At 54.9% G+C, this 15198-nt stretch carries 12 protein-coding genes; 7 read left to right on the top strand and 5 right to left on the bottom strand.

Annotated elements, in window-relative coordinates:
* Positions 1-115 precede the first annotated feature (115 nt).
* Positions 116-1414: a hypothetical protein gene (locus tag DMG62_08800; GenBank protein PYY23455.1), complete on the top strand. Its 1299-nt coding sequence runs from the start codon at positions 116-118 to the stop codon at positions 1412-1414.
* Positions 1415-1428: 14 nt separating this feature from the next.
* Here the strand turns inward: DMG62_08800 and DMG62_08795 are convergent, their stop codons facing one another.
* The 3 genes from DMG62_08795 to DMG62_08785 form a co-directional block, all read right to left on the bottom strand.
* Positions 1429-2640 (bottom strand): 8-amino-7-oxononanoate synthase, encoded by a 1212-nt coding sequence (locus DMG62_08795; protein PYY23454.1) that lies wholly within the window; start codon positions 2638-2640, stop codon positions 1429-1431.
* A gap of 67 nt (positions 2641-2707) precedes the next feature.
* The gene (gene selD, locus DMG62_08790) at positions 2708-3757 is read right to left on the bottom strand and encodes a selenide, water dikinase SelD (GenBank protein PYY23453.1); all 1050 of its coding nucleotides are present in this window, start codon (positions 3755-3757) and stop codon (positions 2708-2710) included.
* 58 nt (positions 3758-3815) lie between these two features.
* Positions 3816-4493, bottom strand: coding sequence for a hypothetical protein (locus DMG62_08785; protein PYY23452.1), 678 nt, complete (start codon positions 4491-4493; stop codon positions 3816-3818).
* A 174-nt stretch (positions 4494-4667) separates the two neighbouring features.
* Between DMG62_08785 and DMG62_08780 the strand changes: the two genes are divergently transcribed.
* The 4 genes from DMG62_08780 to DMG62_08765 all read left to right on the top strand — a co-directional run bounded on the left by DMG62_08780 (position 4668) and on the right by DMG62_08765 (position 9846).
* Positions 4668-5174 (top strand): molecular chaperone, encoded by a 507-nt coding sequence (locus DMG62_08780; protein PYY23451.1) that lies wholly within the window; start codon positions 4668-4670, stop codon positions 5172-5174.
* A gap of 121 nt (positions 5175-5295) precedes the next feature.
* On the top strand, positions 5296-7956 hold the full coding sequence (clpB, locus tag DMG62_08775; GenBank protein PYY23450.1) for an ATP-dependent chaperone ClpB: 2661 nt from the start codon (positions 5296-5298) through the stop codon (positions 7954-7956).
* Between the two features lie 216 nt (positions 7957-8172).
* Positions 8173-8787 (top strand): DUF47 domain-containing protein, encoded by a 615-nt coding sequence (locus tag DMG62_08770; protein PYY23449.1) that lies wholly within the window; start codon positions 8173-8175, stop codon positions 8785-8787.
* Between the two features lie 33 nt (positions 8788-8820).
* Positions 8821-9846, top strand: coding sequence for an anion permease (locus DMG62_08765; GenBank protein PYY23448.1), 1026 nt, complete (start codon positions 8821-8823; stop codon positions 9844-9846).
* Here DMG62_08765 and DMG62_08760 read toward each other — a convergent pair.
* The gene (locus DMG62_08760) at positions 9843-11624 is read right to left on the bottom strand and encodes a two-component sensor histidine kinase (protein ID PYY23447.1); all 1782 of its coding nucleotides are present in this window, start codon (positions 11622-11624) and stop codon (positions 9843-9845) included. The genes DMG62_08765 and DMG62_08760 overlap by 4 nt on opposite strands.
* On the bottom strand, positions 11621-12313 hold the full coding sequence (locus DMG62_08755; protein ID PYY23446.1) for a DNA-binding response regulator: 693 nt from the start codon (positions 12311-12313) through the stop codon (positions 11621-11623). Before DMG62_08755 ends, DMG62_08760 begins: the two co-directional genes overlap by 4 nt.
* Positions 12314-12578: 265 nt before the next feature.
* On the opposite strand from DMG62_08755, the gene DMG62_08750 reads away from it, so the two are divergent.
* Both DMG62_08750 and asnB read left to right on the top strand, forming a co-directional pair.
* Entirely contained in the window at positions 12579-12809 is a 231-nt protein-coding gene (locus DMG62_08750) for a hypothetical protein (protein PYY23445.1), read from the top strand.
* A 424-nt stretch (positions 12810-13233) separates the two neighbouring features.
* On the top strand, positions 13234-15177 hold the full coding sequence (gene asnB, locus DMG62_08745) for an asparagine synthase (glutamine-hydrolyzing) (protein PYY23444.1): 1944 nt from the start codon (positions 13234-13236) through the stop codon (positions 15175-15177).
* Positions 15178-15198: the final 21 nt, after the last annotated feature.

Genomic DNA, 15198 nt, shown 5'->3' with positions numbered 1-15198 from the left:
AAGCTCAACTGGCTGCTTTCGGGAAGCCACTTGCGTAATCAGCCGAACGGAATTTCTGATTTACAGAACGCCGCCGGCCACAGTAATCTGTCGCGTGTTTTTCGGGAGACGATTCTTGCCCATTCGAAGAATTTCGGTTTGCGTCGTTCTGTTGCTTGTTGCCACACTTGCTTTCGCCGACTCGCTTGGGGACGAAAAAGCCCGAGCTAAACAGATCCTGAAGATTGTTTCCAAGGACATTGAGAAGAACTACTACGATCCCAATCTCAAAGGCCTGAATTGGACCGAGCTCAATGCTCAGGCGGTCGAGATGATCGACAAGGCGCAGTCCGTTGGGCAGATTTACACAACGATTTTCGGCTTAGTGGATCGTTTAAACGATTCGCATACGATGTTCCTGTCTCCGGGTCACGTCTCGGTTCCGCAATTCGGCTTTGAGGCGAAGGCGTATGGAAACGAGATATATGTAACCAAGATCAAGGAAAAAGGCCAGGCGCAAGCAGCCGGACTTCAGCTCGGAGACCGCATTGTTCTAGTCAACGGCTTCGACGCAGAACGCCAATCCTTCGACAAGATGATGCTCTTCTTCCATGCGCTCCAGCCCGTGAGCCAGCTCGAGCTTGTATTCATGCGCGGAAAGAGCGCTCCGCAGAAGCTAAGGATTCCCGCGAAGATCATCTCGAGCACAATGGTCTTCGACATGAACAATGACCTGAATATCTGGGATTTAATCAAGAATTCTGAGAACGCAGAGAAGGAAGAAGAGTTCCGTTTCACCAAGGCGGAGGAAAACGACGACATCGGCTATCTTGCGGTCAAGACATTCATGCTGGAGCCCGAATCGATCGGTAGCTTCGCCACACTCGCAGGCAAGGCGAAGGCACTCATCATTGATATGAGAGGTAACTTCGGAGGCAGAGAGGACGCCCTCGCATCGTTCGCCAGCCACTTCATTTCCGAACCGGACAACATGGCGGATGTGCTGACTCGTAAAGGTACCGAGCCCCGAAAGCTCAAGCCAGCGAGAGGAGCTTATTCGGTTCCCATGGTCATCCTCGTAGACAGTCAAAGTTCAAGCGCAGCCGAAATCTTTGCGCGCTATTTCCAGCTCAAGCACAAAGCTACTGTCATAGGCGACCAGACTGCCGGAAGAGTGGTTTCATCCAGATTTTTTCATGAGCAGCTGGGCACAGATCGAGTTGTGCCATTTGGGGTGCAGATCTCTGTCGGGAAAATCCTGTTTCCAAATAACGAGGATTTAGAAGCGAAGGGTGTAACTCCTGACCAGAAGTGCTTGCCAACAGCAGAAGACCTGCGCGAGGAACGAGACACTTGCTATTCGATGGCCGTAGCATTGCTCAAAAAGCAGCTCGGCGCGCCTGAGAAACAGCAAGCAAAGACAACGAGCAATTGACAAGCAACGGCCTTTTAAAGAATCGCTAATCGCTTACTCACTTCCTTGAATGTAGCCAGTGCCTGATCAAGCTGCGCGCGTGTGTGCTTGGCAGTCATGATCGTGCGAATGCGGGCTTTGCCTTCGGCAACTGTTGGGAATGCGATGCCAGTCGCCATTACGCCTTCGTTAAATAGCTCGCGGGAGAACTGCATCGCTAATTTTCCATCTCCGACAATGACCGGCGTGATCGGCGTCTCACTCGCTGGAGTGTTCCTTCCGCCAATATTGAAGCCCAGATTGCCGAGTTCCTTTTTGAAATAGCGCGTGTTCTCCCAGAGTTTCTCCATTAACTGCGGCTCCTGCTCAAGGACCTCGAAGGCCGCGATGCAGGTCGCTGCGACCGATGGCGGATGGGAGGTCGAGAACAGAAAGGGCCGCGCGCGGTGATAGAGAAAATCGATCAGCTCACGAGTGCCGCAGACATATCCGCCCAGAGCTCCGATCGCTTTCGACAGAGTGCCGACCTGAATGTCCACGCGACCGTGAACCTTAAAGTGATCGATGGTGCCGCGGCCGTTCCGGCCGAGTACGCCTGATGAATGGGCATCATCGACCATCATGATCGCGCCATACTTCTCCGCAAGATCGCAGAGCGCGGGCAGAGGCCCGATGTCGCCATCCATGGAGAAGACACCGTCGATGATCAGCAGCTTCTGTCCCGGCTGATCTTTCACCGAAGCGAGCTGTTCTTCGGCATGAGCGGTGTCTTTGTGGCGGAAGACCAGGATCTTCGCCCGCGAGAGTCGCGCGCCATCGATAATCGAGGCATGGTTCAACTCGTCGGAGATGATGAAGTCTTCCTTTCCCAGAATCGCTGAAACGGTTCCTGCATTCGCTGCGAATCCAGACTGAAAAACGACGCAGGCTTCGACGTTCTTAAAGCGCGCGATCTTCTCTTCCAGCTCAATGTGGATGCGCATCGTGCCCGCGATCGTGCGCACGGCGCCGGATCCGACGCCGTACTTTCTTGTCGCTTCCAGCGCCGCCTCGCGCAGCTTGGGATGCGTCGTCAGTCCTAGATAATTGTTTGAGGCAAGATTGATGACTTTCTTGCCGTCAAATGTGCACACCGGCTCCTGCTCGTCTTCGAGCACGCGGAGCTTGAAGTGAGTGCCTTTTTCCTTGAGCTGATTAATTTGATCGGTGAGGTACGAAAGCGGATCTACGCGGGTTGCAGTTGGCATGACGGAATAGGATAAACCGGGCGCTCGGCTATCGGCAGTCGGCGCTCAGCCGCACTACTCACCATAATCAGACGACCTCGATCAGCTTCTCACCTTTCGGCAGCACCTCGCCCATCCGCACCGCCGGCACTCCGGCGACTTCCATTGCGGCAATCAGGCCCTTAACGATCCTGCCCGGAACAGAAAGCAACAGGCCGCCGGCAGTTTGGGGATCATAGAGCAAAGTTTTCAGATCTTCCGGAATGCCTCTTTCGTAAGCGACACAGCTTTCTGCAAACTCGCGATTGGTCTTCAGGCCGCCGGGAATGAATCCGCGCTGCACGCATTCCAAGGCACCGCGCAGGAGTTCGATCAATTTGGATTCGATACGAATGCTAGTCTTGCTTCCGAGCGCCATTTCGCGCGCGTGCCCAATCACGCCGAAGCCAGTGATGTCAGTAGCAGCGTGAACCTCGAAGCCGCCCTGATGAATGACCTCGACTGCACGCCGGTTCAGTCTTGTCATCGAGGCCATGGCGCCGTCTATCCATTCCTTCTTTGCTTCTCCGCGCTTTATGGCGGTTGAGATTACTCCAGTTCCAATCGGCTTGGTAAGAATCAACGCATCGCCAACTCTGGCCTTCGCATTCGCCCAGAACTTCTTAGGATGGACGCGTCCCGTGACGCTGTAGCCAAGTTTCATTTCAGGATCACGAACGCTGTGGCCACCGGCAACGATGCAGCCGGCTTCCTGCATCTTGGAAAGGCCGCCGGCGAGCATCTCTCCAAGCACTTCGAGGTCTCCGGCTTCGGGAAAACAGACTATGGCCAGCGCATTCATCGGCTCCCCGCCCATGGCATAGACATCGCTGAGCGAGTTCACAGCCGCGATTTGGCCGAAGATATAGGGATCGTCGACGATCGGCGTGAAGAAATCGACGGTCTGCACCAAAGCAAGATCGTCGTTCAGGCGGTACACGGCCGCATCGTCAGCCGTATCAAAGCCGACCAGCAGGTTCTCGTCATGTTGCCGGGCTAATTTCCCAAGCACCTTGTCCAGCGCCGCCGGACTCAGCTTCGACGCTCAACCTGCGGCCTTCACCTGCTCCGTAAGGCGCAAAGGACGACGATCTTCCATAAATTCGATTCTACGCGTGGCGAATCGGCGGTTCGGAATGACAACAGCGGAGAGGAAATTAGATCAACTGGCGACGATGCAGGGCCCCGAGAGCCCAAGCAGCATTCTCTCTGGCGTGAGGTTCAGGAGACGTGATCAGCGTTTTGATCAGCGCGTCCGTTGACGATTTCCCAATATTGACCAGAGCTGAGGCCACTTCCTCGCCCAGGGTCAGCTTACGCACATCGAACGTATCCGGCTTGCGGTATTTCGAGACCTCAATGGGCGTCTGATCACCAAGAAGGTCTACCAAAGCGGGAATGGCTCGCTCAGCTGCAGTTCCGCGATTGCCGAGCCAATAAGCTGCGGCAGCGCGCTCCTGGGCTTCTTTCGACCGAAGCTGCGCGATGTGACGCGTAATGCTGTCTTCAGCGGATCGAACGCTAACCGACTCACCTCGTCCTACAAATCCGCAAAACAGGACCAAGCAGCTCAGCAGTGTCGAGAACAGAATGGCTTCCCGGTGTTGCTTCATGCGCCCTCGCAACTTCCCTGAAGAATTCCTTCCGGGAACAATACGCAACTGAGCTGCCGACCGGTTCCTACATGTAAGTGCAAGAAACAAAAAGCGGATCTTTGGGACCAAATAGCTTGCGCTCGCGCAACTACGCTTCAGAGATGGGACGCTCTGTCCGAAACCGGACGATGTTAGGGGTAACTTATAGCGATCTGCATAGCCATCTGCCAGTACTCGCATCGCGTTTGTGGTCGCTAAGACGTTGAAATATAAGGAAATCAATCATTGCTCTTATTGTTGACAGTAAGATACTAATATTTTATGATTCTGTTGTGCTTAGACAGCATCTAAGATAGTGAGCCGACAAGGCTAAACGTTCAGATTTTGTAAAAAACATCAGGAGGCTTGAAACAAATGGTTATCACGCGTTGGGATCCCTTCCGCGAACTCGCGACTCTGCAGAATCGCGTCAATGGCCTGTTCCAGGACTACGGACGTGGCCAGGATGAACTCACCAGCAGCGGCAGCTTCGTACCTGCAGTCGATGTCTATCAAGACGAACACAAGCTCACGCTGAAGCTCGAAATTCCGGGCGTGAAGCAGGAAGACTTGGATGTTCAGGTCGAGAACAATACGCTTACGATCCGCGGCGAACGCAGATTCGAGAAGGAAGAGAAGGAAGAAAACTTCCAGCGTATTGAGCGCCGCTATGGCAGCTTCTCCCGTTCTTTCACTTTGCCGAACACGATCGATACTGAGAACGTGAATGCCAGCTATGAAAACGGTGTACTGAAGCTTGAGCTGGCGAAGCGTGAAGAAGCCAAGCCGAAGCAGATCAAAGTGAACATCGGCAGCGGCAGCGTTGGCAGCGGCAAGAAGACGCTCGAGGGCACCAAAGCAGAGGGCAAGAGCGCAGCCTAATCAAAAAAGGAGTACATTTGGTTTGAGACGGGAGATTGGGCCCAGCGCCCGTCTCCCGTTTCTTTTTCGCTCCTCTCACCGCAAAATCTTTTTCAGCACGCGTTTTTGACGAGGAATTTTTATGGCAATTCGTTGGGACAAATTGACTCTTAAATCGCAGGAGGCCGTGCAGAAGGCCAGCGAACTGGCTTCGGAGAATGGCAATCCTGAGCTCTTGCCGATTCATCTTCTCGCAGCGCTGCTGGAGGACCAGGAAGGTATTGTTGTTCCCGTACTACGTCGAATTGGCGTAGGGCCGGAGAAGCTGCTCAGCGAAGCCAACGCTGAGATCCGCAAGCTGCCAAAGGTTTCGGGAGCGGCAGCGCAGCCGGCCATGTCACCGGCTTTGCAGAAGGGGATGGACTCGGCGTTCAAGCAGGCTGACACATTTAAGGACGAATATGTCTCGGCTGAGCATCTGCTGCTGGCGCTCTCGCAGCTTTCGAATGAACCTGCTCAGCGACTGCTCAAAGGTGCCGGAGCAACGCACGACAAGATCCTGCAGGCGCTCACGCAAGTGCGCGGATCACAGAAAGTGACTGACCAGAACCCCGAAGCCAAATATCAGGCACTGGAGCGGTACGCCAAAGACCTCACTGAACTGGCCCGCAAGGGAAAGCTGGATCCGGTGATTGGACGGGACGAGGAGATCCGCCGCGTAATCCAGGTGCTCTCTCGCCGCACGAAGAACAACCCTGTACTGATTGGGGAACCTGGCGTAGGCAAGACTGCAATTGTTGAAGGACTAGCACGGCGCATTGTTTCCGGCGACGTTCCTGAGATTCTCAGAAACAAGCGTGTAGTCTCTCTCGATCTCGGATCGATGTTAGCCGGCGCGAAGTATCGCGGCGAATTCGAGGATCGTTTGAAGGCTGTACTGAAGGAGATCGAGGACTCATCAGGACAGATGATTCTGTTTATCGACGAGCTGCACACTCTGGTCGGCGCCGGCGCCGCGGAAGGCGCCATTGACGCCTCGAACATGCTCAAGCCGGCTTTGGCACGCGGAGAATTGCGTGCGATTGGCGCCACCACCTTGAACGAATACCGCAAGTACATCGAGAAAGACGCAGCCCTCGAGCGGCGCTTCCAGATCGTCTTCGTGGGCGAACCCAATGTGGAAGACACGATTTCGATCCTGCGTGGGCTGAAAGAGCGCTATGAGGTTCATCATGGCGTTCGTATCAAGGATTCGGCAATCGTGGCGGCGGCGACACTGTCGCATCGGTACATCTCCGATCGTTTTCTGCCCGACAAAGCGATAGACCTTATCGATGAAGCAGCGGCCTCGTTGCGCATTCAGATTGATTCCATGCCGACCGAGATCGATCAGCTTGAGCGCAAGGCGACATCGCTGGAAATCGAGCGGCAGGCGTTGAAGCGCGAAAAGGATTCCAATTCGAAGGAGCGCCTTGCCGACCTCGAAAAGGAACTGGCTCAAATTCGTGAGCAAGCCAACGCTCTGAAAGCGCGCTGGAAAGAAGAGAAGCAGGCAATCCAGCGGATTCAGGAGCTAAAAGAGCGCATTGAAAAGCTGAGGATAGAGGAGCAGACGGAAGAGCGCCGCGGCAATCTGCAGCGCGTGGCAGAGATCCGTTATGGTCTGCTTCGCCAAGCGGAGGACGAGCTGAAGCGTCTCAGCGCGGAAAGCGACGGAGTCCGTCCTGTAAGCCGCATGCTTAAAGAAGAGGTGGATGAAGAGGACGTTGCTCGAATTGTCTCCAAGTGGACCGGCATTCCCGTTTCGAAGATGCTGGAAGGCGAGGTAAAGAAGCTGGTCAACATGGAAGCGCGGCTGCGAGAACGCGTCATCGGTCAGGATGCAGCGCTGGAGCGCGTCTCGAACGCTATTCGCAGATCGCGCGCGGGTTTGAGCGATCCCCGGCGTCCAATTGGCTCTTTCATTTTTCTTGGACCAACCGGCGTCGGAAAAACCGAGCTGGCACGTGCCCTCGCCGAGTTTCTCTTCGATGACGAGCACAACATGATCCGAATCGATATGTCGGAGTACATGGAGAAGCACGCAGTTGCCCGCTTGATCGGAGCTCCTCCGGGGTACGTGGGCTACGACGAAGGCGGTCAGTTGACTGAAGCCGTGCGTCGCCGTCCATATTCGGTAATTCTGTTCGATGAGATCGAGAAGGCACACCATGATGTGTTCAATCTGTTGCTGCAGATCCTCGATGATGGGCGCCTAACGGACAGCAAAGGCCGGACTGTTGACTTCAAGAACACTGTCATCATTATGACTTCGAACTTAGGCGCGATGTACCTGAATGCCGACGCGTTAAAGACGCCGGAGTCGTTCGAGAGCGCGAGTGCGCAGGTGATGAATGTAGTGCAGGAACACTTCCGTCCTGAGTTCCTGAATCGGGTCGATGACATCATTCTGTTCCGTCCCCTGGGAGAGGCACAGCTGGTGCGCATCGTCGATCTGCGGCTGGCGGATCTTCGCAAGATGCTCTCCGATCGCCGAATCTCCATCGAACTTACTCAGTCTGCGAAGGAGATGATCTTCAAAGAAGGCTATGACCGTGCGTACGGCGCGCGCCCATTGAAGCGGGCTATCCAGCGCCTGGTGCAGGATCCGATGGCGATGAAGATCCTGGACGGAGAGATCCTGCACGGCGATCACGTCGTGATTGATGCGGATTCGCGAAAACACCAGTTACGATTCCAGGTGGAGCGTCCGGGAACGGGCGAGCGCTCCAGTCCGCTGGAGACTGTCGAGAGCCCGTCTTAACTAAGAAAGCATCCAGCACTCAGCATTTGGTCTGCAACAGGTTGGAGACGCTGAGTGCTTTTTGTGCAACGCCCTTATTACCTGATGGGGTGAAGCTAACTTAGCTGCGCGTGATGAAGACATGAGTTGGCGTGGAAATCGTGCGCGACCTTGGTTTGACCGAAGAACCTGATGCGTGAAATATTCATCAATTCGTAATAATGGGCGTGCTAACAAATGGTTCGATTCATTCCAAAGACGACGAAGTTCTTCGAAATGTTCTCCGAGATGGCCAATAACCTTACGGATGGTGCGCGGCTGTTGAAGGCGATTCTGCAGGACATGAAGGACGTCGAGACCCGAGTAGAACAACTAAAAACGATCGAGCATCGCGGCGATGAAATGACGCATGCCCTGCTGACGAAGCTCAATCAGACTTTCATTACCCCCTTTGATCGCGAAGACATTCACGAACTGACTTCTTCAATCGACGACGTGCTGGATTTTGTGCACGCTGCCGGCGAGCGCCTGGTGATGTACAAGATCACAGACTTTACGCCCTCCTCTCCTCAGCTTGCGGATGTGATCGTCCGTCAGTCGGAACAGCTCTGCCAGGCGGTGGCTCACCTGGAGAAGAAGAACAATGTGCTCCAGTATTGTGTCGAAATTAATCGTCTGGAGAACGAGGCCGACCGCATCGCTCGCGGAGCCATCGCTCAACTATTCGAAGTTGAGACCAATCCCATTACGCTGATTAAAAAGAAAGAGCTCTACGAAGTACTGGAAACTGCAACCGACAAGGCTGAAGACGCCGCTAACGTAATCGAATCAGTAGTTGTGAAGAGCGCGTAGCTCGAAACTCAAGCAGTTCGGAGACTCTCCCGCTTGGATACCACGACACTCCTGGTAGCGATTACCGTCCTGCTGGCACTTTGCTTCGACTTCTTCAACGGGTTCCATGACGCAGCCAACAGCATCGCAACCGTAGTTTCCACGCGGGTGCTCTCGCCGCGGCTCGCGGTTGTCTGGGCCGCAATTTTCAATTTCATTGCCGCGTTCATTTTCGGAATTGCAGTCGCAAAGACGATTGGCTCGGGCATGATTGATATCCACCAGATCACCCAATATGTGGTCCTCAGCGGTCTTGCGGGTGCAATCGTGTGGGATCTCCTGACCTGGTGGTGGGGTCTACCTACTTCATCCTCGCACGCGCTAATCGGCGCCTACGCGGGAGCGGCGATCGCCCGCTCAGGCTTCGCAGTGATCGTTCCTCATGGATGGACGAAGACTCTCATCTTCGTCGTTGTAGCGCCCATAATGGGACTTGTTTTGGGATGGGTGCTGATGACGATGATGTTCTGGATCTTCCGCGGCTCGGCGCCACAGCAGGTGGACGGCTGGTTCCGTCGTTTGCAGTTGCTATCGGCCGCTGCTTACAGCCTTGGTCATGGCGGGAACGACGCGCAAAAGACGATGGGGATTATTGCCGGCGCGCTCTACTCCGCCGGCATCATGACTCGATCCGAGTTCTCGTCCACCTGGGGACGCTTTCATTGGCCAATTATCCTCGCGGCGAACCTCGCCATGGGACTTGGAACGTATTTTGGAGGATGGCGGATCGTTCATACGATGGGATCCAAGATCACAAAACTCAAGCCAATCGGCGGCTTCTGTGCTGAAACTGCCGGCGCAATCACACTGTTTGGAACCGCGGCAGCCGGCATCCCCGTAAGCACGACTCATACCATCACGGGAGCCATAGTCGGAGTCGGGTCAACACAGCGGCTTGCGGCGGTGCGCTGGGGAGTCGCGGGAAAAATCGTGTGGGCCTGGATCCTGACGATTCCCGCTTCGGGACTGGTAGCGGCGTTATTGTTTTGGCTGATCCGCTGGTTTCATTCCACGGCCTAATTCAAATCCTGAGCTGCAATTCCTTGTGGAATCTCAGGAACCTTGTCACTTGCGTCCGTGGGGACAGCTGTTTCGGCCCGCGGTAGTGTGAAGAAAAAGCGCGATCCATGATGCAGTTCGCTTTCCACGCGAACTGAGCCACCGTGAGCGATAACGATATGCTTCACGATCGCGAGCCCTAGCCCGGTGCCTCCAGACTCGAGCGAGCGAGCTTTGTCTACGCGATAGAAGCGCTGGAAAAGTCTTGGCAGATGTTCCGACGCGATCCCAGGCCCAGTGTCGCGAACGAAAAACTCCACGTCATGATCGCGCATCCGGGCACCGATCACGATGGGGGTTCCAGGCGAAGAGTATTTGACGGCATTTGAGATCAGGTTGGAAAACACTTGGTGGACAGCCTCAGGATCGGCTTTCACCATTCCATCTTTGCCTAAGTCAATCGAGAGTTCGCTTCCCTGAAGGTGAGCCATTTCGCCGAAATACTGCTGCGCTTCGCGGATGAGTTGCGATGCAGGAATTTCCCGCATCCGAAAGCGCTGCTCGCCTGACTCGACGCGAGCCAGCGTCAGCAGGTCTTGGGTGAGACGCGACATGCGTGTGGTGTTCTTGCGAATAATTTCGAGGAATTCCCGAGTCGCCTGATCCGCAGTGTTGAGATCGAGCAGCGTCTCCGCGTATCCCTGAATCGATGTAAGGGGCGTGCGGAGTTCGTGCGAGACGTTGGCGATGAAGTCCCTTCGCGTCTTTTCGACGCGTTCCACTTCAGTAAGGTCGTGCAGCAGCACGACTGCGCTCCCGGCGAGCATCGGAGCAACTGTTGCTTCGTAGGTTCGGCCGGGAAGAATGTGGGCCCGAGTTGTGTGAATCTGGCGAGTCTGAATTGTTTCGCGTACAGCCATAAGCAGATCGGGTTCACGGATAGTCTCGAGTAATGCCGCATGCAAACGCACACGGTTGGGCATCAGACGATTCATCGCGCCATTTACCCACTCCACACGCTCATCGCGATTCACCGCGATCACCGGCGCCTGCATGCTGTTAAGCACTGCTTCTAGTTGTTGGCGACTGGACTCAACTTCGGTAAAGCTTTGCTCCAGGCGCTCGGCCGTTATATTCAAGGCCATCGCAACGCGTGCGATTTCGTCAGCGCTGTCCACCTCGATGCGGGCAGAGAGATTTCCGGCGGCAATGCGTTCTGCAAAGCTCACAATCCGTTGCAAGCGACGGGCAATCAGGACCGCCGCCGCCGCGGCGAGGATTACCGCGATCAGCAGGGCCGGAAGAGAGCCGCGGATAAGAGATTTTTGAATTCTTTCCGAGCTTTCTTTGATCGCCGCCAGTGGGTAGGCAAGACGAACTGCGCCGTTCTTGACTGGCGCGGCGGTGTACAGGAAATCGATTCCCAGGGTCTTGCTCGTGCGGCTCGCCTCGCCTTCTGCGCCCTTCAGCGCAGCCACAAACTCGGGCCGCTGTGCATGATTCTCCATTGTTTCGGGATCAGCTTCGGAATCGGCAAGCACCTTCCCATTTCGGTCGATGATCGTGGCGCGCGCGCCAGTGGCCTCACTGACCTGCTTGACCATATTCTGCAGGGGATGCGTCGTGTCATTGTCAACGCGATATGCGAACAGACGCGTCTCTTGCTGGAGTGACTTCTCCAGCTGCGCAGTGAGCGATTGCGTCCACTCTCTGCCGATTTCAAGGTTCAGGACAAGTGTCCCCAGCAGAATGACAGCAAGAAAAGCTCCCAACAATTTGAGGAAGACGCTACTCTTCACTTCGGTGCCTCGAAGCGATATCCCACTCCACGAAGCGTTCGTAGATAACGGGGGTTCTCAGGATCCTGCTCGATTTTTTCGCGAATCCGGCGTACATACACATCGACGGAGCGCAAGGTCACGTAGCTGGTATCGCGCCACACCGCATCCAGCAGTTGTTCGCGCGTGAATACTCGTCCAGGGCGCGAGGCCAGATATTCGAGGAGGCGGAACTCAGTTGCGGTGGTTGTGATCGGTTTGCCCTGAACTTCAACACTCATGGCTCCGGAATCAATCTCCAGCTCTCCCATCCGGATCTTCTGGTGGGTTAATGGAGGCTCAAACCTGCGCAAAACCGCTTTTAGGCGCGCCACCAATTCCCGCGGGCTGAATGGTTTTGTGATGTAGTCATCGGCTCCCAGATCGAAACCAGCGAGCCGATCCACCTCCTCGGCCTTTGCGGTGAGAAAGATTACCGGAATGGGAGCAAGCTCGCTTGTGGCCCGGATCTGCCGACAGAGTTCCATTCCATCTTCACCGGGAATCATGATGTCCAGGAGAAAGGCGGATGGATGCTGGCGTATCGCTTCAGCAATTACCCCTTTCGAATTTGGGAAAAGACGTGTTGCGATTCCCGCCCCTTCGAGATGATGCTTCACCAGCCGCGAAATATCGGGATCGTCTTCGACGACAAAAATCGTGCGTTTCACAGGCGTATTCTAGCCGGAGCTAACTCCATTCATGGCCCTCGCCCCCGCAAATTCACTGGGTGTTCATGTTAATAATGTGTTAATTTTGCGAACCACCGCTGGTGCATCGCCTCAGAGTAAGCTATTTGTTTTCTTAGAGAGCCAGATTCGAGCTTGGCGTAAGATGACGTTTCCCACTTCCGGAATGGGTCGTCTTCGGTAGAATGAACCCGCGTTACCAAACAAGAACACTCGCGAAACAGAACAACAAGCACCGAGGCCATTTATGACTCAGAACAACCCTGCTCATTGCTGCGAATGCGCAAAGATTGACGCAAATACTCCCGCATGCGGTCATCGCGCGCGTTACGCGGTGGATGTGCAAGTGGTTCACGGCAGTTTAAAAGATGTTCATCTCTGCCCCGATCATCTCGCAATGCTCTGGTCAGCCTTGAGAAATCCCCTGGTGCATTCTCCGATCAGCGTAAAAGGCTTTGCGCGAATGCACGCGCAGTAGCAACCCTCCTGTCGTTTCAAGACAGTGCGCGGCGTTGGCTATCGATTTGACCGAAGTGTCGATTCTGCTGCGTAGCCAATAACGTCTTCTCGGACGATCATTTCACTCGCCGGAATCGGGCGTCTGCCACTAAAGTGGTATTCGCCCACCTGCCATTCGGCTTTGCCCTCCGCCCATCCTCAGAAATGTTGGTGGAAACTCCAGATTTTGCAGGAGTTTTTGCGCCAAGCTCCGTAAAATCATCGAGGTAACAGCTTCACATTCATCAAAGGTTACTTAACATTCCTTTACAATCGGCTTCTAATGTGGCAATTTTGGACACCTTAAGAGACATGATTCAGCCTCTCCTGACGGAAAAAAGCCAAGCGTCGATCAGGCTGTCTAACACTGACACCGCTTCGTCCCGGGGAGCGCGAGCCTAACCATGTGTGGAATCGTAGGATTCACTCACGTCAGCAAACGTCTACCGGAAAGAGTACTGAATTCAGCCCTGCGATCAATTGTTCACCGCGGTCCAGACCACCAGGGAGAGTTCGAATCTGAACAGGTTTCGCTCGGGGCAACGCGCTTGCGGATCCTGGACTTGAGCGCTGGCGACCAACCGTTGAAGAGCCCTGATGGAGATGTGGTTCTCGTTTTTAACGGCGAGATCTTCAATCATCAGGAGCTGCGCTCCCAACTTCAACGAGCAGGCTATTGCTTTCACACGCGCTGTGACACCGAAGTAGTTCTCAATGCCTTTCTGCATTGGGGCGATTCGTGCTTCGAGCGATTCCGGGGAATGTTTGCCGTCGGTCTGTGGGTTCAGTCGCAGCGCCGGCTTGTTCTTGCGCGCGATCGCATGGGCATCAAGCCTCTTTATTACTGTCTGCATGAGGGAGAGATTTTCTTTGGGTCCGAGCTGAAGTGCATCTTTGCTCATCCCAACGTGACACGGCATGTATGCCTCGAGGCGCTTGACGCCTTCCTGAGCGTCAACTACGTTCCGGCTCCGCTCACGCTGGTAAAGGGCATCGTCAAATTGATGCCCGGTCAGATGCTCGAATGGCAATTCGGCGGAGCCCGACTGGTCGATTTCGGGAAGCGTAATTTGCGCAGGGCGCCTGCAAGCATTGACGAGGCTTCCGAAGAGCTGGACTCACTGCTCGCCGATGCGGTGAAGGAACAGCTCGTCACAGACACTCCTGTAGGAATTTGGCTGAGTGGAGGACTGGATTCCTCCTCCGTGCTGCACTACGCCGCCGCGCAAAGCGATAAACCCGTCAAGACCTTTTCCATTACGTTTAAAGGAAGTTCCGGCGACGAAAGCCAGCATATCCGTCATGTGAGCGAGCATTACGGAACGGAGCACGTCGAGTTCGATCTTCATCCTGACGCCGATCTCGCGGAAGCGATTGAGGAGATGGCGTACTACTCCGACGAACCGGGCGCCGACGCGGGTGCTTTGCCCACCTGGTTTCTTTCGCAACTTACGCGACGAGATGCCACAGTCGCTTTGAGCGGAGAAGGCGCCGACGAGCTTTTTGCCGGATATCTCACCTACCAAGCCAATCAGTACAGCGCAATCGTTCGCCGCTTACCCAGTTTCCTGCGACGTGCGGCGCTCGCCTGTGCAACCGGATTGCCTGTCCAGGACGGCCGGATCAGTTTTGACTACAAGGCCAAGCGCTTCTTTGAGGGCTGCCTGCTCTCTCCCGAAATGGCACATGTCTTCTGGAATGGCACTCATTCCGAGAAGGAAAAACAGTCGATCTATTTATTCGCAAATTCCGGTCAAGTGGGAAGCTGGGTTTCTGAGATGCGACCCGATCGCGGACTACAGGGCTATCTCGATTTCGATCAACGGTACTACCTGGCCGATGACATTCTGTACAAAGTCGACCGTATGAGCATGGCGCACGCTCTAGAGATCAGGCCGCCATTTCTGGACCCCAGGATCGTCGATTTTGCCGCGAGCTTACCGGACAATTTCAAGCTCAACGGACGTACCTCGAAGTATGTGCTGCGCCGCCTAATGGCCGATAAGCTTCCGGCACGTGTTTTGCATCGTTCCAAAATGGGATTTGATATTCCGGTCCACGACTGGTTCCGCGGATCGCTGCGGCAATTCCTGCTCGATACGGTCACTCGCGATGCAGTTGAGGCCACCGGCCTCTTTCGCTGGCCGGCCATTGAAGGCTTGATACAGAGACACTTAGAGAGGAGAGAAAACGCTGGTTACCAATTATGGGGACTCATGGTGTTATTGATGTGGATGAAGCGCTGGAATATCGAGCTGCCGGCAACGGAGCAGGTATCCGAGGTGCTCGTCGAAGATTTGGAGCTGGCGGAATCGTCGTCGCCGCAGCTAGCCTTGTCTTCCTCATAAGCATCGCCAGTCCCCCGCGGC

The organism is Acidobacteriota bacterium (assembly GCA_003225175.1).
Lineage (GTDB): Bacteria > Acidobacteriota > Terriglobia > Terriglobales > Acidobacteriaceae > Gp1-AA112.
The sequence above is the reverse complement of the archived record's forward strand: the minus strand, read 5'-3'. Positions and strand labels throughout refer to the sequence as shown.

Coding starts and splice junctions, on each gene's coding strand:
- DMG62_08795 (PYY23454.1), bottom strand. CDS start 2,640: ATGCCAACTGCAACCCGCGTAGATCCGCTTTCGTACCTCACCGATCAA.
- DMG62_08785 (PYY23452.1), bottom strand. CDS start 4,493: ATGCGAGTACTGGCAGATGGCTATGCAGATCGCTATAAGTTACCCCTA.
- DMG62_08780 (PYY23451.1), top strand. CDS start 4,668: ATGGTTATCACGCGTTGGGATCCCTTCCGCGAACTCGCGACTCTGCAG.
- clpB (PYY23450.1), top strand. CDS start 5,296: ATGGCAATTCGTTGGGACAAATTGACTCTTAAATCGCAGGAGGCCGTG.
- DMG62_08770 (PYY23449.1), top strand. CDS start 8,173: ATGGTTCGATTCATTCCAAAGACGACGAAGTTCTTCGAAATGTTCTCC.
- DMG62_08750 (PYY23445.1), top strand. CDS start 12,579: ATGACTCAGAACAACCCTGCTCATTGCTGCGAATGCGCAAAGATTGAC.
- asnB (PYY23444.1), top strand. CDS start 13,234: ATGTGTGGAATCGTAGGATTCACTCACGTCAGCAAACGTCTACCGGAA.